Below are 21,915 nucleotides of genomic sequence, written 5' to 3'. Positions count from 1 at the left end.
GATCGATGTGCCCCGGCACAACCGGCGGCGCCCCCCGGCCCATTCCGCGCTCACCCGCCCAGGTGAGAATGGGCGCGTGGCCATCGACCCCCCGCTCCTGGTGCTGCTGCACCTCGGCGCGCTGCACCCGGTGGAGCAGGCGCTGACCGTGGCCCTGGCCTTCGGGCCGTTCATCGTCCTCGGGGTCGTCGTCGCGCTGCGGCGCCGCGCCGACCGGGCCGAGCGGGCCGAGGCCGGTGCGGTCGCGGCTGCTGACAGGGAGCCGCCGGTGCCGGGGCCCGCCCGCGACGACCGGCCCCTCGACGACCCCTGACGGGGCTCAGCGCGGCGAGCGGGCCAGGTACTGCCGGCCGACCGTGTTCTCGGCCTTGAGCGCGCGGAGCAGCAGGTCGGCGATGAGGCCCTCGATCTTGCCGCCCACGAGCGGGATGCCGACCTTGACCTCGAGGTCGACGGTCTCGGTGGTGGTGCCGCCCGACTCGCGCAGGGTCGCGGCACCCTTCATGTCACCGGGCTTGCCGGGGATCGTGACGTGGATGGCGCCGCGGTCGAGGGTGCTCCACGACTCGCGCTGCACGATGTTGATCTCCTCCCCGACGAACTTGGTGGCGAACGACGGGAGGCCCCGCGTGGCCTGCGCCTGGTCGATGACGACCTCCATCCCGTCCTCGGGACGCGTGCCCTTGCGGGTCACGGTGACCGTGCGCCGCAGCACCTTCTGGTGGTCGCAGACCTCCTCGCGGAACGCCGGGTCGGCCAGCATGGCGGCGACCTCGGTCATCGGGGCGTCGTAGGTCAGCTCGTGCTTGAGTCGCTTGGTCACTTCTCACCTCTCGGCGGCCCCGGCGCGTGCCGGCCCGCGCGTGTGCCGGATCCGTCGGGCGCCATCATGCCCGGGCCGCCCCAGCGGGCCGCCCCGTGCCCAGGGCGCAGGACGGGGCGGCCGCTCCTCACGACTGCGGCACGTGCGGGCCGGGGGCGTCCTCCTGGCCGTCGCCGGTCTCGACGTGCAGGGCGTCGGCGTCGTCGAACGAGATCGGGTCGGGCACACCGGCGGTGATGCGGGTGCCGTCGGAGCGGGTGCCGCCGAGCTGCGGGCGCTCGCCGAGGGTGCCGTCGAGGCGCTCGCCGTGCCCGTCGAGCGGCACCACGAGCGGGGTGCCGGCGCTGACGACGTACGGGTGACCGGCCACCACGACCTCCACCTCGGCGGGGTCGCCCGCGCCGTCGCCGGCCTCGTCGAGGGCGAAGCAGATGGCGCTCGCGGTGAGCTCGACCCGCACGCGGGTGCCGCGCCAGGTCACCGGGAAGCGCAGCGTGGACCACGCGTCGGGCAGGCGCGGGTCGAAGGACAGCCGCGGTCCGCGGTCACGCATGCCGGCGAAGCCGAACACCAGCGCGCTCCACACCCCGCCCGTGGAGGCGACGTGCAGGCCGTCGACGGTGTTGCCGTGCAGGTTGCACAGGTCGACGAACAGCGACTGCAGGAAGTACTGGTAGGCCACCTCGTGGTAGCCGACCTCGGCGGCCATCACCGACTGCACCACCGCCGAGAGCGTGGAGTCGCCGGTGGTGATCGGGTCGTAGTACTCGAAGTCGGCGCGCTTCTGCTCCGCGGTGAACCGGTCGCCCTGCAGGAACAGCGCCAGCACGACGTCGGCCTGCTTGAGCACCTGGAACCGGTAGATCACCAGCGGGTGGTAGTGCAGCAGCAGCGGGCGCAGCTCACGCGGGGTGCGGGAGAGGTCCCACACCTCGCGGTCGAGGAAGAAGTCGTCCTGCGGGTGGATGCCGAGACCCTCGTCGAACGGGATCGTCATGCCGGCCGCGCAGCGGCGCCACTCCTCGACCTCGGCGTCGGCGAGGTGCAGGCGGTGCACGAGGCGCCGGTGCTCGTCGGGGTGCTCCTCGCGCAGCAGCTCGACGGCGGCGACGGCCTGCTCGAGGTTGTGGCGGGCCATCACGTTGGTGAACAGGTTGTTGTTGACCACCGTCGTGTACTCGTCGGGCCCGGTCACGCCGTGGATGTGGAACGACGGGGTCCCGTTGCTGCGCCAGAAGCCGAGGTCGACCCACATGCGCGAGGTCTCGACGAGCACGTCGATGCCGTCGCGCACGAGGAAGCCGACGTCGCCGGTGGCGTGCACGTACTGGGTGAGGGCGTAGGCGATGTCGGCGTCGATGTGCACCTGCGCGGTGCCGGCGGCGTAGTAGGCCGAGGCCTCCTCGCCGTTGATGGTGCGCCACGGGAACAGCGCCCCGCTGTGGGCCATCTCGCGGGCGCGGTGGCGCGCGGCGGGCAGCATCCGGGTGCGGAAGTGCATCAGGTTCCGCGCGAGGTGGGGCTGGGTGTAGGTGAGGAACGGCGCGACGTAGATCTCGGAGTCCCAGAAGTAGTGGCCCTCGTAGCCCGAGCCGGTCACCCCCTTCGCCGGCACGCCCTGCTGGTCGGCGCGGGCGCTGGCCTGGGCCAGCGAGAAGAGGTTGAAGCGGATGCCCTGCTGCACCGCCGCGACCTCCTCGCCGCTCGAGCCGTCACGGGGCCCGTCGGCGGCGACCGCGGGACCGGAGGCCTCCACCTCGACGTCGGCGGCGGCCCAGAACCGGTCGAACCAGGCGCGCTGCTCGGCCTGGTAGTGCGCCACGCCGTGGGCGGCCCCGCGGTCGAGGGTGCGGTCGCAGCGGTCGGCCAGCTCGCGCACGGGCACCCCGCGGGAGGTGTGGTAGGCCACCATCTTCTCCAGGCGCACCGTGTGGCCCTCGCGGGCCTCGACGCGCACCACCATCTTCGTCAGGTCCTCGTCGCTGCGCAGGATGACCTCGTGGTCGTCCTCGGTCTCGAGGCGGTGGTCGGCGCCGACGGCGATGGTCATCGCCGAGTTGGCGCACATGTAGCCGAGCATCATCCGCTCCGGCGTCGCGCAGTGCAGCCGGGGGAGCAGCACCCGGTCGGCGAACGCCGCGGCCTTGCGCGGGTCGACGCCGCCGCCCATCGCGTGGGCCGCGACGTGGTACTCGTCCTCGCCGTCCTGGCGGTTGAGCACCTGCGAGGAGATGACGATCGGTGCGTCGCCCTCGAGCATCGTGACCTCGAACGTCATCACGGCGAGGTGGCGCTGGGTCATCGACACCATGCGGCTGGAGTCGACCTTGACCCGCTTGCCCGACGGGGTGCGCCACACCAGGCTGCGGCGCAGCACGCCGTCGCGGAAGTCCAGCGAGCGCTCGTAGTGCTCGAGGTCGGCGGTGCCGATGCTGAGCGGCTCGTCGTCGACGTACAGCTTCATCAGCTTCGCGTCGGGCACGTTGACGATGGTCTGGCCGGTGCGGGCGAAGCCGAAGGCGGCCTCCGCGTGCCGGATCGGCCAGGTCTCGTGGAAGCCGTTGACGAAGGTGCCGTGGGCGTAGGCGTCGCGGCCCTCCGACGGGTTGCCGCGCATGCCGAGGTAGCCGTTGGCCACGGTGAACAGCGTCTCGGTGACCCCGAGGTCGTCGGGGTCGTAGGAGCGCTCGACCAGGCGCCACGGGTCGACCGGGAACCGGTTGCGGTCCATCGGGTCGGCCGCGACGGGGCTGCCGTGGCTCACGGGACCAGCTCCGCGAGGTCGCCGACGACCAACGTGGCGCCGGCGTCGCGCAGCACCTGCGCGCCCGCGCCGCGGTCGACGCCCACGACGAGGCCGAAGGCACCGGCGGCGCCCGCGCGGACGCCGGAGACGGCGTCCTCGAGCACCACCGAGGTGGCCGGCACGGCGTCGAGGGCGTGGGCGGCGTGCACGAAGGTGTCGGGGGCGGGCTTGCCGGGCAGGCCGAGCTCGGTGGCCACGGCCCCGGAGACCACGGTCTCGAAGCGGTCGAGCAGGCCGGCGGCCTCGAGCACGGCCGGGGCGTTGGCCGACGACGACACCACGGCCAGGCGGACGCCGAGGTCGCGCAGGTGGTCGAGCAGGGCCACCGAGCCGGGGTAGGCCACCACGCCGTCGCGGGCGAGCACGGCGTTGAAGGCGTCGTTCTTGCGGTTGCCCAGGCCCCGCACGGTGTCCGGGGTGCCGACTGCCCCCGGGTCGGCGTCGTCGCCCTCGGGCAGGTCGATGCCGCGGGCGGCGAGGAAGTCGCGCACGCCGTCGAAGCGGGGCTTGCCGTCGACGTGGGCGAAGTAGTCGGCGTCGGTGTAGGGCGCGTGGTCGCCGGGCCCGTCGTGCTGGGCGAGGAAGGCGTTGAACATCTCCGCCCAGGCGCGCATGTGGACCTCGGCGGTCGGCGTGATCACGCCGTCGAGGTCGAAGAGGACGGCGGCGTGGTCGCGCCAGGTCACGGGTCCGGTCACCGGAGAAGGGTAGGGCCCGGGTGTGTCGCGAACGTGAAACGTCGCCGTGGCGCACCCCGAGCGGTCTCGGCGGCGCGGACGACGAGCAGCGCCGTCCGCGCCCGGACGTAGGCTGGCGGGCATGGACGACCAGCCCCGCCCCGACCTGAAGCCCCGCTCGCGCGACGTCACCGACGGCCTCGAGAAGGCGGCCTCCCGCGGGATGCTCCGCGCGGTGGGCATGGGCGACGCCGACTGGGAGAAGCCCCAGATCGGCGTGGCGTCGAGCTGGAACGAGATCACCCCCTGCAACCTCTCGCTCGACCGGCTGGCGAAGGCCGTGAAGAACGGCGTGCACGCCGCCGGCGGCTTCCCGCTCGAGTTCGGCACCATCTCGGTCTCCGACGGCATCTCGATGGGCCACGAGGGCATGCACTTCTCGCTGGTCAGCCGCGAGGTCATCGCCGACTCCGTCGAGGTCGTGATGAGCGCCGAGCGCCTCGACGGCTCGGTGCTGCTCGCCGGCTGCGACAAGTCGCTGCCGGGCATGCTGATGGCCGCGGCCCGCCTCGACCTCGCCTCGGTGTTCCTCTACGCCGGGTCCACCATGCCGGGCAACGTCGACGGCAAGGACGTCACGATCATCGACGCCTTCGAGGCCGTCGGTGCGTGCCTGGCCGGCAAGATCACCCGCGACGAGGTCGACCGCATCGAGCGGGCCATCTGCCCCGGTGAGGGCGCCTGCGGCGGCATGTACACCGCCAACACGATGGCCGCCGTCGGCGAGGCCCTCGGCATGTCGCTGCCGGGCTCGGCCGCGCCGCCCGCCGTCGACCGCCGCCGCGACGGGTTCGCCCACCGCTCCGGCGAGGCCGTCGTGGAGATGCTGCGCCGCGGCATCACCGCACGCCAGGTGATGACCATGGAGGCCTTCGAGAACGCCATCACCGTGGTCATGGCGCTCGGCGGCTCCACCAACGCGGTGCTGCACCTGCTCGCGATCGCCCGCGAGGCCGACGTGCCGCTGACCATCGACGACTTCAACCGCATCGGCGACAAGGTGCCGCACCTCGCCGACCTCAAGCCGTTCGGTCGCTACGTGATGACCGACGTCGACAAGATCGGCGGGATCCCCGTGGTGATGAAGGCCCTGCTCGACGCGGGCCTGCTGCACGGCGACTGCCTCACCGTCACCGGGCGCACGATGGCGGAGAACCTCGCCGAGATCGCCCCGCCCGCCCTCGACGGCGAGGTCATCCGCACCCTCGACCGCCCCATCCACGCCACCGGCGGCCTCACCGTGCTGAAGGGGTCGCTGGCCCCCGAGGGCGCCGTGGTGAAGTCGGCCGGGTTCGACGCGTCGGTCTTCACCGGCACCGCCCGGGTCTTCGACGGCGAGCGCGCCGCCATGGACGCCCTCACCGAGGGCGCCATCGGCGCCGGCGACGTGGTCGTCATCCGCTACGAGGGTCCCAAGGGCGGCCCGGGCATGCGCGAGATGCTCGCCATCACCGGCGCGATCAAGGGCGCCGGGCTCGGCAAGGACGTGCTGCTGCTCACCGACGGCCGGTTCTCCGGCGGCACCACCGGGCTGTGCGTGGGCCACGTCGCCCCGGAGGCCGTCGACGGCGGTCCGATCGCGTTCGTGCGCGACGGCGACCAGATCACCCTCGACGTGCTCAACCGCACCCTCGAGGTCGAGCAGGGCGACGACTGGGAGGCGCGCAAGGAGGGCTGGGCGCCCCACCCGCCGAAGTACACCCGCGGGGTGCTCGGCAAGTACGCCCGCACCGTCACCTCCGCCGCCCACGGCGCCGTCACGAGCTGAGTCGGGGTGGGGCTCGTCGTCCGCGCTGGTCTCCTCCGGGCTTCCGGTGGGCGGACGACCGCCGGAACCCCGGCGGGTCCCGTGGTGCTGACCCGCCTGTGCCGATCCTGACCCCCGTGCCTCCTGCGGACCCCGCCGCGACCACCGTGGCGCGCCAGCTGGTGGCCGTGGGCCCGCACGCCGGCGCCCACCGGGTCGCCGTGCGGGTGGGCGTCTCGGTGCTGGTCCCGCTGCTGGTGCTGCTCGCGCTCGACCGTCTCGACTGGTCGCTCTACGCCACCTTCGGCGCGTTCGCCTCGATCTACGGGCGCACCCGCACCGGGCTGTCGCGCGCCCGGATGCAGGCCGTGCTGGCCACGGCGCTGGTGGGTGCGGTGGCGCTCGGCGTCGTGGTCGCGACCTCTCCGCAGCGGGCCTGGCTCGCCGTGCCGGTGGCCGCCGTCGTCGCGGCGCTGGCCACCGCCGCCTCCGACCGGCAGGACTGGCACCCGCCCGGCGCGCTGTTCCTGGTGTTCGCCTTCGGTGCGTGCTCCTCGGTGCCGGCCGGGGTCGACGACCTGCCTGTGGCCGTCGTGGTCGCCGCGGGCGCGGCGGTGTTCGCGCTGCTGGTGGGCTCGCTGGGTTCGCTGGCCTCCCTGGGGTCGCGCGGCCGGGCGGCCCGCGGCCGGGTCGGGGCGGGTGGCGCGAGCGCCCTGCGGGTCGCGCCCCACGACGTGCGCCGGCACGCCGCGCGGGCCGGGCTCGGCGTGCTGCTGGCCGGGCTGCTCGCCACCTCCGTCGGGGCGGGCCACCCCTACTGGGCGATGGTGTCGGCGGTGGTGCCGCTGGCCGCGCGCGACCCTCGGGCGCAGGTCGTGCGGGGGCTGCACCGCGTGCTCGGCACGGCCGTGGGCCTCGTGGTGGCCGCGGCGCTGCTCGGGGCGGGCCCGCAGGGGCTGGTGCTGGTGGTGGTCGTCGTGGCGCTGCAGGTGGCCGCGGAGCTGCTGGTGGGGCGCAACTACGCGCTGGCGCTGGTGGCGATCACGCCGCTGGCGCTGCTGATGGTGCACCTCACCAGCCCCGCCCCGGTCGTCACCCTGCTGCTCGACCGTGGCGTCGAGACCCTGCTCGGAGTGGGCGTCGGGCTGGTCGTGGGGTGGGCGCTGCGCCGGCGTCCGGTGTCGCCGCGTTGAGCCGCAGGGCGCCTCAGAAGTAGTCGCGCACGTGGGTCGGGCGCCCGCCGAGGAGCGCGTCGAGCAGCGTGTCGTGGTCGGCCGGCCCGGTGAGGTGGTCGAGCATCCGCAGGTTGGCGCACGACTGCGCACCGGCGTACGCCAGGGCCAGGCCCTGCGGCGTGAACGTCGGTACGCCGGCACGCGCGGCCACGGGCTCGCAGCGGGCCGGGCCGTCGCCGACGACCAGCCGGTAGCAGCCGTCGGTGGCACCGCCGCGGTCGCCGCCGACCGCGAGCACCACCTCGGTGGGCGAGAGCCCCGGCAGCGAGGGACGCCGGGCGGCGAGGGCAGCGGGCACGTCGAGCAGGCGCAGCATGTAGGGGTGGTGCTCGGCGGGGTCGGGGTGCCACGTCGACATCGGCAGCACGAGCCGGGCCGGGTCGGCGCCCGAGGTGCGCAGCCGCACCACGGGCGCCACCGACGTGGAGGTGCCCAGCACCGCCCACAGCGCACGGTGGGGCGTCGGCGCGCAGCCCGACGAGGTCGTGCACCTCCAGCACGCCCCCGGGCCCGTAGCCGCCGTGGCGCTCCCACGTGGCGAAGCCGACCACCTCGCCGGCGGCGTCGACCGCCACCGTCGTGGTCGCGGCCACCGCCTGCTCGGCCCACGCGTGGTGGATGGGGCCGGTGCGGGTCAGCGGCCCGTCCTGGGCGCGGGCCCAGGTGGCGTAGGCGTGGCGCAGCGAGTCCGCGTCGGCGGGCCCGGCGCGCCGGGTCGTCACCTCGCGCGGCGCCCGCACGCGCGCCAGGTCGGCGGTCGGGAGCTGCACCCGGTCGAAGGCCCCGACGACCTCCCAGCCCAGCGACCGGTAGATGCCCGGGGCGGTCGGGTAGAGGGTGGAGAGCACGTCGCCGCGGTCGCGCGCCTCGGCCAGCAGCGGCTCCAGCACCCGCCCCAGCAGTCCGCCGCCGCGGTGCTCGGCGGCCACCGCCACGCCCGCGATGCCGCACGTCGCCACCTCCTGCCCGCCGTACCAGGACCGCAGCTCGAGGGCCACGGCCTTGGCCACCAGGCGGCCGTCGTCGAAGGCGCCCCACGAGTGGCGGCCCGGCCGCTCCTCGACGGGCCTGGGGGGCGGGGGAGTGCCGGGCGCGGCGGCGCCGAACGCCTCCCGGCCCAGGGCCGAGACGGCGTCGTGGTCGTCGAGGTCGAGGCGGCGTACGTGCACGACCCGAACCTAGGCCACCCCGGCTGGCTACCCTCGCCGGGTGAACGACCTCGACCCCACCGCCCGCGACGCCGCCGACCCGCTCGCCGCCCACCGCGACCGCTTCGTCGGCGCCGCCGGCCCGCTGGTCTACCTCGACGGCAACTCCCTGGGCCGCCCCCTCGCTGTCACCGCGGGACGGCTCGCGGGCTTCGTGGAGCACGAGTGGGGCGGCCGGCTGATCCGCGGCTGGGACGAGGACTGGTTCGACCTGCCGCTGCGCGTCGGCGACGACATCGGCCGGGTCTGCCTGGGCGCGGCGCCGGGGCAGACCACCATCGGCGACTCCACCACGGTGCTGCTCTACAAGGCGATGCGGGCCGCGGTGGCCCTGCGGCCCGGGCGCAGCGAGGTCGTCGTCGACCGCGACAACTTCCCCACCGACCGCTACCTCGCCGAGGGCGTGGCCCGCGAGTGCGGCCTGAGGCTGCGCTGGGTCGAGGTCGACACGGCCCTCGGCGTCACCGAGGAGCTGCTGGCGCCCGCGCTCGGCCCCGAGACGGCCCTGGTGGTGCTCAGCCACGTCGCCTACCGCTCGGCCTACCTCGCCGACGGAGCAGCGCTGACCCGGATGGTCCACGACGCCGGGGCGCTGGTGCTGTGGGACCTCAGCCACTCGGTGGGTTCGGTGCCGGTCGAGCTCGACGCCTGGGACGCCGACCTCGCGGTCGGCTGCACCTACAAGTACCTCAACGGCGGGCCCGGCGCGCCGGCGTTCGTCTACGTCGCCGCCCGGCTGCTCGACGAGCTGGAGCAGCCGGTGCAGGGGTGGATGGGCGCCGCCGACCCGTTCCTCATGGGGCCGCAGTACCGCCCCGCCGCGGGCATCCGGCGGATGCTGTCGGGCACCCCGCCGGTGGTCGGGATCCAGCCGCTGCGCGACATGCTCGAGCTGCTCGACCGGGTCGGCACGGCCGCCGCCCGGGACAAGTCGGTCGGCCTCACGACGTACGCCCTCGAGCTGGCCGACGAGCTGTTGGCCCCCCTCGGCGTCACGGCCGCCACGCCGCGCGACCCCGCCCTGCGCGGGGGCCACGTCACGCTGCTGCACGAGCGGATGCGCGAGGTCACCGCCGAGCTCTGGCGCCGCGACGTGATCCCCGACTACCGCGACCCCGGCGGCCTGCGGCTCGGGCTCTCGCCGCTGTCGACGTCGTACGCCGAGGTCGCGGCCGGCATGGCGTCGGTGCGCGAGGTGCTCACCGACCTGACAGCCTGAGGCCATGCGCTTCCCCCGCCCCCTCGTCCCCGGCGACACCATCGGCGTCACCGCCTCCTCCAGCGGTGTCGGCCCGCACCACCGCGCGCGGCTCGACGTCGCCGTCGACGTGCTGCGCCGGCGCGGGTACGACGTGCGCCTCGGTGAGTGCCTGCTCGGCGACCAGGTGACCTCCGCGTCGCGCCAGCGGCGCGCCACCGAGCTGGTCGCGATGCTCACCGACCCCGACGTCGCCGCGGTGGTGCCGCCCTGGGGCGGCGAGCTGGCCATCGACCTGCTCGGCGAGCTCGACTGGGTGGCGCTCGCCGACGCCGAGCCCACCTGGCTGGTCGGCTGGAGCGACCTGTCCACGCTGCTGGTGCCGCTGACCACCCGGCTGGGCTGGGCCACCCTCCACGGCGGCAACCTGATGGACACCCCGTACGCCGCCCCCGACGGCCTGCGGCACTGGCTCGACCTCGCCGCGGCCACCGGCCCCGTCACGCAGACCAGCCCCGGACGCCACCGCGCCGTCGGCCGCGACGACTGGGAGGCCGACCCCGGGGTGGACGCGATGACTCTCGACACCGCCGGCGACTGGTCGTTGCTCGGCGGGGGCGAGGCGTCGTTCTCCGGCCGGCTCGTCGGCGGCTGCCTGGAGGTGCTGGGCCCGCTGGCCGGCACCCCGATGGCCGACGTGCGCGCGTTCGGCGAGCAGCACGCCGAAGACGGCCTGGTGGTCTACGTCGAGGCCGCGGAGCACGGCGCGTACGACGTCTGCCGCATCCTGCACGGCCTTCGCCTCGCCGGCTGGTTCGAGGAGGCCACCGGCGTGCTCGTCGGGCGCACCGCCGCCCCCGACGCGCCCGACATGAGCCAGCGCGAGGCCGTCGCCGACGCCCTCGGCTCCCTCGAGCTGCCCGTCGTCCTCGACGTCGAGGTCGGCCACGTGCAGCCGCAGCTGCCGCTGGTCAACGGGGCCCTCGCCGACGTCGACACCGGTCCCCGCACGATCACCCAGACCTTCGCCTGACCTGCGGTGCGCGCTCGGGGCTCGGCCGGGCGCTCGGGCGGTCGGGGTGGGACGTCATGCGAAGGGTGGGTGCGACTCCACGGTTCGCACGACGCTCGGGCGGCGCAGGGAGCTGCCGCCCGCGGGTCAGTGGACCTGGTCGCGCCAGTCGGCCGGCACCCGACCGGAGGGCCCGGGGGCCGGCTGGTCGTCGGGGCGGGACGTGGGCGGGGCAAGAGGGACGCCGACGACGCCGACCTCGCGCTCGTAGTCCCAGAACCAGTCCTCGCCGGGCTCGAAGCTCGCCACCACCGGGTGGCCGCTGTCGCGGTGGTGGGCCGTGGCGTGCTGGGCGGGGGAGGAGTCGCAGCACCCGACGTGGCCGCACTGCGTGCAGCGGCGCAGGTGCACCCACCAGCCGCCGAGCTCGGTGCACTCCGCGCAGCCGGGTCCGCTCGGCGGGGCGGTCGGGTCGATGCCTGTCGTCATGGCGCCCATCCTGCCCGTCGGTCGCCGGCGCCGCGAGCCCGGCGGCGAGGTCCGCGCCGTCCACAGGTCGTGCCGAGGGGGTGACCCCGCTGTCGGTGGCCGCGGCGAGACTGCCGGTCGTGCCGCTCCTCCCCGCCCCGCCCTCGGTCGCCGACGGCGACACCCGCGACGACGTCGTCGCCTGGGTGTCCCGCCACCTCGGCGACCTCGCGCTCGAGGGACCCGACGGCGTGCGTCCCGGCGCGCTGCGCGGTGGTCAGTCGGCCGCCGACGCCGCGCTGGCCACCCTCGACGTCACCGGCTACGCCTCCTCCCGCAGCACGGTGCTGCCGGCCGCGCGCCAGGGCGCGACGCGGATGTCGCCGTACGTGCGTCACGGGCTGCTGCCGCTGCCCCAGGTGTGGGCGGCGGTGGCCGACGCGCCGGGCCGCGACCGGCACAAGTACCGCGACGAGCTGCTGTGGCAGGAGTACGCGCGCCACCTCTACGCCCGGGTCGGCTCCGACCTGGGGCGCTCGCTGCGCCGCGAGCAGCCGGCCCCCGCCCAGCCGTGGGACGACGAGCCGTGGCCACGGCGGATGGCCTGCATGGACCACGTGGTCGGTGCGCTCCACGACGACGGCTGGCTGGTGAACCAGACCCGGATGTGGCTGGCCTCGCAGTGGGGGGTGCGGGCCGGCGCCCCGTGGCGCGCGGGGGAGGACGAGATGTTCACCCACCTGCTCGACGGCTCGCGCGCGGCCAACCGGCTCGGCTGGCAATGGACCGTCGGCACCGGCAGCGGCAAGCCCTACGGCTTCAGCCGCTGGCAGGTGGAGAAGCGGGCGCCGCAGCTGTGCCGCTCGTGCCCCCTGGCCACGGCCTGCCCGGTGCAGGACTGGCCCGACAGCACCCCCGGCGGTCCCGTCGACGGCCCCGACCTCGCCCGTGCGGCGATCCCCGCCGGGCCCGAGCGGGTGGAGGGCGCGGGGGGCGAGCAGGTGTGGCTCACCGCCGAGTCGCTGGGCGTGGACGACCCCGCCCTGGCCGCCGTCGAGGACCGACCGGCGGTGTTCGTCTTCGACGAGCCGCTGCTGCGGCGCCTGCGGCTCTCGGGCAAGCGGCTGGTCTTCCTCGCCGAGACGCTGGGCGAGCTGGCGGCGCTGCGGCCCCTCGAGGTGCGTCGCGGCGCGGTGGTCGACGAGCTCGCCGGCCGACGCCTCGCCACCACCCACGCCCCGGTGCCGGGATGGACGCGGCGCGCCGCCGTCCTCGAGCCGGTGGAGGTGCACCCGTGGCCCTGGCTGGTGCGCCCGCGGCCGGCGCCCGTGCGCTCGTTCTCGGCCTGGCGCAGCGGTGTCGGGGCCTGAGAGGGTGGGCGCCGTGGACCAGCGCCTCAGCTTCGTCACCCTGGCCGTCCGCGACGTCGCCGCGAGCCGTCGCTTCTACCTCGACGGGCTCGGCTGGCGCGCCGCCGTCGACGTCGAGGGCGAGGTGGTGATGCTCAGCGTGGGCGAGCGGGTGGTGCTGTCGCTGTGGGACCGCGCGGCCTTCGAGGCGGAGGTCGGCCCGCTGGCCGACGGGCCGGGCCTGGCGCCGTTCACCCTCGCCCACAACGTCGCCACCCCCGAGGAGGTCGACGCGGTGCTCGCCGCCGCCCGGGCCGCCGGCGCCGATCCGGTCCACGACGCCCGCGAGCGGGAGTGGGGCGGCGTCACGGGGTACTTCGCCGATCCCGACGGCCACCGCTGGGAGGTCGCCTGGAACCCCGGGCCGATCGGGCGGTCGGTGCTGCCGTGAGGATCGATCCCGACGACCGGGTGGTCCTCGACGGCCACGCCGTGGCGGCCGCCGGTCTCGACGACTGGCGCTACGTGCTCGGGAGGCTGCACGCCCGGTTCGGCACCGGCGACTTCGCCACCGGCGTGCGCCTGGTGACCGCGGTGGGCGCCGCCGCCGACGCCGCCGACCACCACCCCGACGTCAACCTGCGCCACCCCCACGTCGACGTCGTGCTGCTCAGCCACGACGTCGGCGGGCTGACCCACCGTGACCTGCGCCTGGCCGCCACGATCTCCGGGCTCGCCCGCGAGGTGGGCGCCCCGGCGGTCCCGGCGCAGGTGCAGGCCGTCGAGTGGGCGCTGGACACCCCCGACCCCGCCCGGCTCAAGCCGTTCTGGGCCGCGGTGCTGGCCCACGACCCCGGCGCCGGCGACGACGACGAGGTGCTCGACGGCGACGGCCGCACCGCCCTGTGGTTCCAGGTCGGCCCGCCCACCGACACCCCGCCGCAGCGGTTCCACCTCGACGTCACCGTCGCGCCCGAGGAGGCCGAGCCGCGGGTGGCCGCCGCGCTGGCCGCAGGCGGCACCCTGGTGACCGACGCCCACGCGCCGGCGTTCTGGGTGCTCGCCGACGCCGAGGGCAACAAGGCGTGCGTCTGCACCTGGCAGGGGCGGGACGCCGGGCCCGACGCCGATCCCGACACCCTGTGACCGGCCACGATGTGGGACGAGCGTCCCGCATGGTGGGACGGGGTGCGACGCTGTGGTGACGCGACGAGGGCCGCGGGCTACCGTGGTCGCATGCGCCAGGACCTCCTTGTACGCACGCGACGCGTGGGCTGAGACCGCCACCACCGGTCGAGCCGACGCGTCACCCCTCGTTGCCCACGGGCCGGGGGGCTTTTTTGTGCCCCGCGTCCTGGCGACACCCCGCCGGCGCCGCGGGGGCACGGCGAGCAGGGATCACGGCAGCACCCGGGCCCCACGGGGCCACGACACACGAGCAAGGGAATGGTCATGAGCGAGCAGGTGACGGGCGCGCAGAGCCTGGTGAGGTCGCTGGAGGCGGCGGGGGTCACCGACGTGTTCGGCATCCCCGGCGGCGCGATCCTCCCGGCGTACGACCCGCTGATGGACTCCTCGATCCGCCACATCCTGGTCCGCCACGAGCAGGGTGCGGGCCACGCGGCCCAGGGGTACGCCGCGGCGACCGGTCGGGTGGGGGTGTGCATGGCCACCTCCGGTCCGGGCGCCACCAACCTGGTGACACCGATCGCCGACGCCCACATGGACTCGGTGCCGATGGTCGCGATCACCGGCCAGGTCGGCGCCGCGATGATCGGCACCGACGCCTTCCAGGAGGCCGACATCCGCGGCATCACGATGCCGATCACCAAGCACAACTTCCTGGTGACCGACCCCGCCGAGATCCCGCAGAAGGTGGCCGAGGCGTTCCACATCGCCTCCACCGGCCGCCCGGGCCCGGTGCTGGTCGACATCGCCAAGTCGGCGCTGCAGGCGATGACCGACTACCGCTGGCCCACCGAGCTGCACCTGCCCGGCTACCGCCCGGTGACCAAGCCGCACGCCAAGCAGATCCGCGAGGCTGCGCGGTTGGTGCTGGAGGCGCGCCGTCCGGTGCTCTACGTCGGCGGCGGCGTCATCCGCTCCGGCGCCCACCGCGAGCTGCGGGTGCTCGCCGAGCTCACCGGCATGCCGGTGGTGACCACGTTGATGGCCCGCGGGGCGTTCCCCGACAGCCACCCGCAGCACCTCGGCATGCCCGGCATGCACGGCACGGTGGCGGCGGTGGCGGGGCTGCAGAAGTCCGACCTGATCATCAGCCTCGGCGCCCGCTTCGACGACCGCGTCACGGGCAACCTCGACTCCTTCGCGCCCGGCGCCAAGGTCGTGCACGCCGACATCGACCCCGCCGAGATCGGCAAGAACCGCCACGCCGACGTCCCGATCGTCGGTGACTGCCGCGAGGTGATCAGCGACCTGGTGGTGGCGCTGACCGCCGAGAGCGACGCCGGCACCACCGGCGACTACGAGCAGTGGGTGCAGTTCCTCGCCGGGGTGAAGAAGAAGTACGCCCTGGGCTACGACCTGCCCGCCGACGGCAGCCTGTCGCCGCAGTACGTCATCGAGCGGCTCGGCAAGATCGCCGGGCCCGAGGCGATCTACACCTCCGGCGTCGGCCAGCACCAGATGTGGGCCGCGCAGTTCATCGGCTACGAGCACCCCGGCACCTGGCTCAACTCCGGTGGCCTCGGCACCATGGGCTACTCCGTGCCGGCCGCCATGGGCGCCAAGGTGGGCATGCCCGACACCACCGTGTGGTCCATCGACGGCGACGGCTGCTTCCAGATGACCAACCAGGAGCTGGCCACCTGCGCGATCGAGGGCATCCCGATCAAGGTGGCCGTCATCAACAACGAGTCGCTCGGCATGGTGCGCCAGTGGCAGACGCTCTTCTACAACGAGCGCTACTCCAACACCAACCTGCAGCGCCACGGCGGCCCGGTGCGGATCCCCGACTTCGTCAAGCTCGCCGACGCCTACGGCTGCGTGGGCCTGGCCTGCGAGACCCCCGACGACGTCGACGCCACCATCGAGAAGGCGATGGCGATCAACGACGTGCCGGTCGTCGTCGACTTCCGGGTGCACCGCGACGCCATGGTCTGGCCGATGGTCGCCGCCGGCACCAGCAACGACGAGATCAAGTACGCGCGGGACCTCGCGCCCGACTTCGACGAGGACGACCTGTGAGCGCGCACGCCGACTCCCGCAGCACCCTCTCGGTGCTGGTCGAGAACAAGCCCGGTGTCCTGGCCCGCATCGCGGGACTGTTCAGCCGGCGCGGGTTCAACATCGACAGCCTCGCGGTGGGCCCCACCGAGCACCCCGAGATCTCGCGGATGACCATCGTGGTCGACGTCGAGCGCTCCCCTCTCGAGCAGGTGACCAAGCAGCTCAACAAGCTGGTCGAGGTCATCAAGATCGTCGAGCTCGACCGGGACGCCTCGGTGACCCGCGAGCTCGTGCTGGTCAAGGTCGCGGCCACCGCCGAGACCCGCGGCCAGGTCCTCGACACGGTGCAGCTGTTCCGCGCCAAGGTCATCGACGTCGCCCCCGACGCCGTGACCATCCAGATCACCGGCAACGCCGGGAAGATCGCCGACTTCCTGCGCGTGCTCGAGCCCTTCGGGGTCCGCGAGCTCGTGCAGTCGGGCATGGTCGCCATCGGTCGCGGCTCCCGGTCCATCTCCGAGCGCAGCCAGCGCCCGGTGGCGGTGCCGGCGCCGCCCGCCGCGGTCTGACCGCGCCCCACGACGTACCCCACCCATGGAAGACAACCGAAGGAGAAGCCCCCGTGGCTGAGATGTTCTACGACGACGACGCCGACCTGTCCCTGATCCAGGGCAAGAACGTGGCGGTCATCGGCTACGGCAGCCAGGGCCACGCCCACGCGCTGTCGCTGCGCGACTCCGGCGTCGACGTGCGCATCGGCCTGCAGCCGGGCTCGAAGAGCCGCGCGAAGGCCGAGGCCGAGGGCCTGCGCGTGCTCACCCCCGCCGAGGCCGCGGAGGAGGCCGACGTCATCGTCGTGCTCGCCCCCGACCAGCACCAGCGCACGCTCTACTCCGAGGAGATCGCCCCGGCGCTCACCGAGGGCGACACCCTGGTCTTCGGCCACGGGTTCAACATCCGCTTCGGCTACATCACCCCGCCCGAGGGCGTCGACGTGATCATGGTGGCCCCCAAGGGCCCCGGCCACCTCGTGCGCCGCGAGTACGTCGACGGTCGCGGCGTGCCCGTGCTCGTCGCCGTGGAGAAGGACTCCTCCGGCACCGCCTGGGACCTCGCGCTGGCCTACGCCAAGGCCATCGGTGGCCTGCGCGCCGGCGGGATCAGGACGACGTTCACCGAGGAGACCGAGACCGACCTGTTCGGCGAGCAGGCCGTGCTCTGCGGCGGCGCCTCCCAGCTGGTGCAGTACGGCTTCGAGGTGCTCACCGAGGCCGGCTACCAGCCCGAGGTCGCCTACTTCGAGTGCCTGCACGAGCTCAAGCTCATCGTCGACCTCATGTACGAGGGCGGCATCGCCAAGCAGCGCTGGTCGGTGTCCGACACCGCCGAGTTCGGCGACTACGTCTCCGGCCCGCGCGTGATCACCCCCCAGGTGAAGGCCAACATGGTCGAGGTGCTCGACGACATCAAGAACGGCGCCTTCGCCGAGCGGTTCATCACCGACATGGACAACGGCTCGCCGGAGTTCACGAAGTTCCGCGAGCAGGGCGAGGCCCACCCGATCGAGAAGACCGGCCGTGAGCTGCGCAAGCTGATGTCGTGGGTCAAGAGCCACGACTCCGACTACGTCGAGGGCACCTCCGCCCGCTGATGCGTCGAGGCCGGTGGCGACCCGCAGCGTCGATCGCGCTGCGGGTCGTCGCCGTGGTCCTCCTCGTGCTCACCCTGGTCGGCGGCTACCGACGTATCCGCGACGGCGCCTACCTCACGCTGAGCGCCACCCTCATCGGGATCGGCATCTCGGGCTGGCTCTGGAAGCAGGGCGCTGCGCTGGGGCGTGGGTCCGACCACGCCCCCGACCACCCGCCGCCTGCCGGTCTCGACGGCGCCTGAGACCGCAGGAATGCCGGGGGAGGGCCGCTGGTTGGGATGGGCATGCAGATCGAGATCTGGTCGGACGTCGTGTGCCCGTGGTGCTACGTCGGCAAGCGCCGGCTGGAGGCCGCGCTGGCGGACTTCGAGCACCGTGACGACGTGGAGGTCGTCTACCGCTCCTTCGAGCTCGACCCGTCGGCACCCCACCACGGTCACGAGGGCACGCTGCCGCAGCTGGCCCGCAAGTACGGGCGCAGCGAGGACGAGATGCGGGAGATGGTCGGCTCGCTGATCGAGACCGCCGCCGGTGACGGCCTCGACCTGCGGCTGTTCGACACCGTGCACACCAACACCGTCGACGCCCACCGCCTCCTCCACCACGCGCTGGCCACCGGTGGCCCCGCCCAGCAGCGCGAGCTCAAGGAGCAGCTGCTCGCGGCGTACTTCACCCGCGCCGAGGACGTCGGCGACCACGACGTCCTGGTCGCGGCGGCGGTCACCGCCGGGCTCGACGAGCAGGGCGCCCGCGCCGTGCTGGCCTCCGACGCCCACGCCGACGCCGTGGCGGCCGACGTCGCCCAGGCGCGGGCGTACGGCGCCACCGGCGTGCCGTTCTTCGTCGTCGACTCCCGCTACGGCGTCTCGGGCGCCCAGCCCGCCGAGGTGTTCGCCCAGGTGCTCCGCACCGCGTGGACCGAGGCCCACCCGCCGCCGCTCCAGGTCGTGGGTGGCGCGGACGCCGAGGCGTGCGGCCCCGACGGCTGCGCGATCTGACTCTCCGCCACCTCGACGGCACGCCCGGGGGCGACGTTTGAAGATTGGTTAGGCTTACCTGACCTGTCTGACGTACGCTCCGGGTGTGCTGGGCAACTTCCTGATCGGGCTGCGCGAGGGCCTCGAGGCCGCGCTCGTCGTGAGCATCCTCGTGGCCTACCTCGTGAAGTCGGAGCGACGCCACCTGCTGCCCCGCATCTGGCTCGGCGTGGCCCTCGCCGTACTGGTCTGCGTGGCCGTCACCGTCGGTCTCGGCCTCCAGGAGCGTGCGCTCACCTTCGAGACCCAGGAGCTCATCGGCGGCTCGCTGTCGATCGTCGCAGCCGCCTTCGTCACCTGGATGATCTTCTGGATGTCGACCGCCGCCCGGTCGATGGGCTCGATGCTGCGCGGCAAGGTGGACGCCGCCGCCGAGGGCAGCGCGTGGGGCCTGGTGCTGGTGGCCGTGCTCGCCGTGGGCCGCGAGGGCCTCGAGACGTCGCTCATCCTGTGGACCAACACGCGCCAGGCCACCGGCGACCAGCCCGGCGAGCAGACGGCCACGCCCATCCTCGCCGCGCTGCTCGGCATCGCGGTGGCCGTCGTGCTCGGCTACCTGCTCTACCGCGGCGCGATCTCGATCGACCTGACCAAGTTCTTCACCTGGACCGGCGTGCTGCTGATCTTCGTCGCCGCCGGCGTGCTGGCCTACGGCGTGCACGACCTCCAGGAGGCCGGCCTGCTGCCGGGGCTCAACGCGATCGCGTTCGACGTCTCCTCCACCATCCCGGCCAGCTCTTGGTACGGCACCGTGCTCAAGGGCGTCTTCAACTTCTCCCCGCGCACCACCTGGCTCGAGGCTGCGGCGTGGGTGCTGTACGTCGTGCCGGTGCTCACCCTCTTCGTGCGCCGCGTGCGGCGCCCCTCCGCGCCGGCGTCGCGCCCGGCCGTCACCACCCCCGCCTGACCTGCCCGACCCGCCCGACCTGCCTCACCGACCCCGTCCCGGCCGCCGCGCGGCCGGACCCCGATAGGACGTCCCACGATGCGCTCGACCCCGACCCTCCTGCTGGCCGCCCTGGCGCTGGCCACCCCGGCCCTCGCGGCGTGCACCGAGAGCACCGCCACCTCGGGCGGCGAGGAGGGCGACGCCCGCACCGTCTCGGTGTCCTCGTCGGCCGACGCCTGCGAGGTGTCCACCGGCGAGGTGCCGGCCGGCACGGTCACCTTCAACGTCACCAACGACGGCTCCGAGACGACCGAGTTCTACCTGCTGGCCGACGACGGCCTGCAGATCGTGGCCGAGGTGGAGAACATCGGACCGTCGGTGACCCGCCAGCTCGTCGTGAACGCCGCCGCCGGCGACTACGTCACCGCCTGCAAGCCCGGCATGGTCGGGGAGGGGATCCGCTCCGACTTCACCGTGGCCCCCTCCGACGAGGAGGTCGCCGTCTCCGGCGACGAGCAGCAGCTCATCGACACCGCGGAGACCAACTACGCCGCCTACGTCTCCGACCAGTCCGACCAGCTGCTGGTGAAGACCCGGGCGTTCGTGGAGGCCTACGAGGGTGGCGACGACGACGCCGCGCGCACCCTCTACCCCGACGCACGCACCCACTGGGAGCGCATCGAGACCGTCGCCGAGTCGTTCGGCGACCTCGACCCCAAGATGGACGCCCGCGAGGCCGACCTCACCCCCGGCCAGAAGTGGACCGGCTGGCACCTGCTCGAGAAGGACCTCTGGCCCGAGCGCGCCGAGGACTACACCGCCCTGAGCGACGCCGAGCGCACGACGTACGCCCAGGACCTGCTCGACAACACGGTGACCCTCGACGGGCGGATCCAGGAGCTGGAGTTCAGCGTCGACCAGATCGCCAACGGCTCGCGCGGCCTGCTCGAGGAGGTCGCCACCGGCAAGGTCACCGGCGAGGAGGAGTACTGGTCGCGCACCGACCTGTGGGACTTCCAGGCCAACGTCGACGGCGCCCGCGTCGGCTGGGAGGGCGTGCGCCCGATCGTGGAGGAGAAGGACCCGCTGCTCACCGAGCAGCTCGACACCCGCTTCGAGGAGCTGCAGGTCCTGCTCGACGAGCAGCGCCGCGGCGACGGCTTCGTCTTCTACGACGAGCTCAGCGAGCAGGAGGTGCGCGACCTCGCCAACGCGGTCAACGCCCTCTCCGAGCCCCTGTCGCGGTTGACCGCCGCCGTACTGTCCTGAGGATGACCAGCCCCAGGATCTCGCGCCGCGGCCTGCTCGGCGGCGGCGCGGCCGCCGCCGGCGTGGCCGGTGCCTTCGTGGCCGGCCGCGCGACCGAGGCCGAGGCCGCCCCCGCCGGCGGTGCGGAGCTGACCTACCCCTTCCGCGGCACCCACCAGGCCGGCATCGTCACCCCGGCACAGGACCGGCTGCACTTCGCGGCGTTCGACGTGCTCACCGACTCCCGCGACGAGCTGGTGGCCCTGCTGACGGCGTGGACGCAGGCCGCGGAGCGGATGACCGGCGGGGGACCGGCCGGGCCGGTGGGTCCGGTGGAGGGGGCCACCAACCTGCCGCCCGACGACACCGGCGAGGCCATCGGCCTGGCGCCCGGCGGGTTGACCATCACCTTCGGCTTCGGGCCGGGGCTGTTCCGCGACGCCGAGGGCCGCGACCGCTTCGGCCTCGCCGACCGGCGCCCCGCGGCGCTCGAGGACCTGCCCCACTTCCCGGGCGACCAGCTCGAGCCCACCCGCAGCGGCGGCGACCTGTGCGTGCAGGCCTGCGCCCAGGACCCCCAGGTCGCGGTGCACGCCGTCCGCAACCTGGTGCGTATGGGATTCGGCACCGTCGGGGTGCGCTGGTCGCAGCTCGGCTTCGGGCGGACGTCGAGCACGTCGACCACCCAGGACACCGCACGCAACCTTTTCGGCTTCAAGGACGGCACCGCCAACGTCAAGGCCGAGGAGGCCACCGCGCTCGACGACCACGTGTGGGTCGGCGCCGACGACGACACCGATGCCGCATGGCTCGCCGGCGGGTCCTACCTGGTGGCGCGACGCATCAACATGGTCATCGAGACCTGGGACCGCCAGCCGCTGGGCGACCAGGAGGCGTTCGTCGGGCGCACCAAGGGCACCGGCGCGCCGCTGTCGGGCGGCGACGAGCTCACCCCGCCCGACTTCGCCATGCCGGGCAGCAACGGCACCACGATCATCGCCCCCGACGCGCACGTGCGGCTGGTGCACCCCGACCAGAACGGCGGCGCGCGGATGCTGCGTCGCGGCTACAACTTCGTGGACGGCACCAACGCCATCGGCGGGCTCGACGCCGGGCTGTTCTTCGTGGCGTTCGTGCGCGACCCCGCCCGCCAGTTCATCCCGGTCCAGACCCGGATGGCGCAGTCGGACGCGCTGATGGAGTACCTGAAGACCACCGGCTCGGCGCTCTTCGCCGTGCCGCCGGGCGCCGGCCCCGGCGAGCACGTCGGCCAGGCGCTGTTCGCCTGACCTCGAGGGGCGCCTCCCGGTGCGCCGCC

At 74.2% G+C, this 21,915-nt stretch carries 22 protein-coding genes and 1 pseudogene; 17 read left to right on the top strand and 6 right to left on the bottom strand.

What is annotated here, in order from left to right:
* Positions 1 to 76: 76 nt before the first annotated feature.
* The gene (locus AC4OR8_RS12815; protein ID WP_492165944.1) at positions 77 to 313 is read left to right on the top strand and encodes a hypothetical protein; all 237 of its coding nucleotides are present in this window, start codon (positions 77 to 79) and stop codon (positions 311 to 313) included.
* Positions 314 to 319: 6 nt separating this feature from the next.
* On the opposite strand, the gene AC4OR8_RS12810 is transcribed toward AC4OR8_RS12815, so the two are convergent.
* From AC4OR8_RS12810 to AC4OR8_RS12800, 3 genes are all read right to left on the bottom strand, one after another.
* Positions 320 to 823 (bottom strand): DUF2505 domain-containing protein, encoded by a 504-nt coding sequence (locus AC4OR8_RS12810; RefSeq protein WP_492165943.1) that lies wholly within the window; start codon positions 821 to 823, stop codon positions 320 to 322.
* Positions 824 to 950: 127 nt separating this feature from the next.
* Positions 951 to 3,554 carry a glycoside hydrolase family 65 protein gene (locus AC4OR8_RS12805; RefSeq protein WP_492166421.1) on the bottom strand — a complete coding sequence of 868 codons (2,604 nt, stop codon included), beginning with the start codon at positions 3,552 to 3,554 and terminating at the stop codon, positions 951 to 953.
* 29 nt (positions 3,555 to 3,583) lie between these two features.
* A complete protein-coding gene (locus AC4OR8_RS12800; RefSeq protein WP_492165942.1) occupies positions 3,584 to 4,327 on the bottom strand; it encodes an HAD family hydrolase in 744 nt (247 codons plus the stop codon).
* A gap of 121 nt (positions 4,328 to 4,448) precedes the next feature.
* Here AC4OR8_RS12800 and ilvD point away from each other — a divergent pair, with 121 nt between their 5' ends.
* On the top strand, positions 4,449 to 6,134 hold the full coding sequence (gene ilvD, locus AC4OR8_RS12795) for a dihydroxy-acid dehydratase (RefSeq protein WP_492165941.1): 1,686 nt from the start codon (positions 4,449 to 4,451) through the stop codon (positions 6,132 to 6,134).
* 116 nt (positions 6,135 to 6,250) lie between these two features.
* A complete protein-coding gene (locus AC4OR8_RS12790) occupies positions 6,251 to 7,306 on the top strand; it encodes an FUSC family protein (protein ID WP_492165940.1) in 1,056 nt (351 codons plus the stop codon).
* A gap of 13 nt (positions 7,307 to 7,319) precedes the next feature.
* On the opposite strand, the gene AC4OR8_RS12785 is transcribed toward AC4OR8_RS12790, so the two are convergent.
* Entirely contained in the window at positions 7,320 to 7,787 is a 468-nt protein-coding gene (locus tag AC4OR8_RS12785) for a sterol carrier protein domain-containing protein (RefSeq protein WP_492165939.1), read from the bottom strand.
* 95 nt (positions 7,788 to 7,882) lie between these two features.
* On the opposite strand from AC4OR8_RS12785, the gene AC4OR8_RS12780 reads away from it, so the two are divergent.
* A complete protein-coding gene (locus AC4OR8_RS12780) occupies positions 7,883 to 8,020 on the top strand; it encodes a hypothetical protein (protein WP_492165938.1) in 138 nt (45 codons plus the stop codon).
* Positions 8,021 to 8,148: 128 nt separating this feature from the next.
* On the opposite strand, the pseudogene AC4OR8_RS12775 reads toward AC4OR8_RS12780, so the two are convergent.
* Positions 8,149 to 8,517: pseudogene (locus tag AC4OR8_RS12775) on the bottom strand (GNAT family N-acetyltransferase); the annotation flags it as partial.
* A gap of 40 nt (positions 8,518 to 8,557) precedes the next feature.
* Here AC4OR8_RS12775 and AC4OR8_RS12770 point away from each other — a divergent pair.
* Complete coding sequence (locus tag AC4OR8_RS12770) at positions 8,558 to 9,775, top strand: kynureninase (protein WP_492165937.1); 1,218 nt, start codon at positions 8,558 to 8,560, stop codon at positions 9,773 to 9,775.
* 4 nt (positions 9,776 to 9,779) lie between these two features.
* Complete coding sequence (locus tag AC4OR8_RS12765; RefSeq protein WP_492165936.1) at positions 9,780 to 10,787, top strand: S66 family peptidase; 1,008 nt, start codon at positions 9,780 to 9,782, stop codon at positions 10,785 to 10,787.
* 126 nt (positions 10,788 to 10,913) lie between these two features.
* Here AC4OR8_RS12765 and AC4OR8_RS12760 read toward each other — a convergent pair whose 3' ends face one another.
* Entirely contained in the window at positions 10,914 to 11,255 is a 342-nt protein-coding gene (locus AC4OR8_RS12760) for a UBP-type zinc finger domain-containing protein (protein WP_492165935.1), read from the bottom strand.
* A 119-nt stretch (positions 11,256 to 11,374) separates the two neighbouring features.
* Here AC4OR8_RS12760 and AC4OR8_RS12755 point away from each other — a divergent pair, with 119 nt between their 5' ends.
* The 11 genes from AC4OR8_RS12755 (at position 11,375) to efeB (ending at position 21,886) form a co-directional block, all read left to right on the top strand.
* Complete coding sequence (locus AC4OR8_RS12755; protein WP_492165934.1) at positions 11,375 to 12,604, top strand: FAD-binding domain-containing protein; 1,230 nt, start codon at positions 11,375 to 11,377, stop codon at positions 12,602 to 12,604.
* A gap of 13 nt (positions 12,605 to 12,617) precedes the next feature.
* Positions 12,618 to 13,034, top strand: coding sequence for a VOC family protein (locus tag AC4OR8_RS12750; protein ID WP_492165933.1), 417 nt, complete (start codon positions 12,618 to 12,620; stop codon positions 13,032 to 13,034).
* On the top strand, positions 13,031 to 13,729 hold the full coding sequence (locus AC4OR8_RS12745; protein ID WP_492165932.1) for a 4a-hydroxytetrahydrobiopterin dehydratase: 699 nt from the start codon (positions 13,031 to 13,033) through the stop codon (positions 13,727 to 13,729). Before AC4OR8_RS12750 ends, AC4OR8_RS12745 begins: the two co-directional genes overlap by 4 nt.
* Before the next feature lie 306 nt (positions 13,730 to 14,035).
* A complete protein-coding gene (locus AC4OR8_RS12740; protein WP_492165931.1) occupies positions 14,036 to 15,790 on the top strand; it encodes an acetolactate synthase large subunit in 1,755 nt (584 codons plus the stop codon).
* Positions 15,787 to 16,341, top strand: coding sequence for an acetolactate synthase small subunit (gene ilvN / locus AC4OR8_RS12735; protein ID WP_492165930.1), 555 nt, complete (start codon positions 15,787 to 15,789; stop codon positions 16,339 to 16,341). The genes AC4OR8_RS12740 and ilvN overlap by 4 nt, the downstream gene beginning before the upstream one ends.
* A 53-nt stretch (positions 16,342 to 16,394) precedes the next feature.
* A complete protein-coding gene (gene ilvC, locus AC4OR8_RS12730) occupies positions 16,395 to 17,423 on the top strand; it encodes a ketol-acid reductoisomerase (protein ID WP_492165929.1) in 1,029 nt (342 codons plus the stop codon).
* Positions 17,424 to 17,476: 53 nt separating this feature from the next.
* Positions 17,477 to 17,665 carry a hypothetical protein gene (locus AC4OR8_RS12725; protein WP_492165928.1) on the top strand — a complete coding sequence of 63 codons (189 nt, stop codon included), beginning with the start codon at positions 17,477 to 17,479 and terminating at the stop codon, positions 17,663 to 17,665.
* 42 nt (positions 17,666 to 17,707) lie between these two features.
* On the top strand, positions 17,708 to 18,421 hold the full coding sequence (locus AC4OR8_RS12720) for a DsbA family oxidoreductase (RefSeq protein ID WP_492165927.1): 714 nt from the start codon (positions 17,708 to 17,710) through the stop codon (positions 18,419 to 18,421).
* A gap of 85 nt (positions 18,422 to 18,506) precedes the next feature.
* Positions 18,507 to 19,367 (top strand): iron uptake transporter permease EfeU, encoded by an 861-nt coding sequence (gene efeU / locus AC4OR8_RS12715; RefSeq protein ID WP_492165926.1) that lies wholly within the window; start codon positions 18,507 to 18,509, stop codon positions 19,365 to 19,367.
* Positions 19,368 to 19,445: 78 nt separating this feature from the next.
* Positions 19,446 to 20,618: an iron uptake system protein EfeO gene (efeO, locus tag AC4OR8_RS12710; protein ID WP_492165925.1), complete on the top strand. Its 1,173-nt coding sequence runs from the start codon at positions 19,446 to 19,448 to the stop codon at positions 20,616 to 20,618.
* A gap of 2 nt (positions 20,619 to 20,620) precedes the next feature.
* Positions 20,621 to 21,886 (top strand): iron uptake transporter deferrochelatase/peroxidase subunit, encoded by a 1,266-nt coding sequence (efeB, locus tag AC4OR8_RS12705; protein WP_492165924.1) that lies wholly within the window; start codon positions 20,621 to 20,623, stop codon positions 21,884 to 21,886.
* Positions 21,887 to 21,915: the final 29 nt, after the last annotated feature.

The organism is Nocardioides sp. FY1077, from assembly GCF_058681775.1.
Note: the sequence above shows the minus strand (reverse complement) of the source record. Positions and strands in the feature narration are given on the sequence as shown.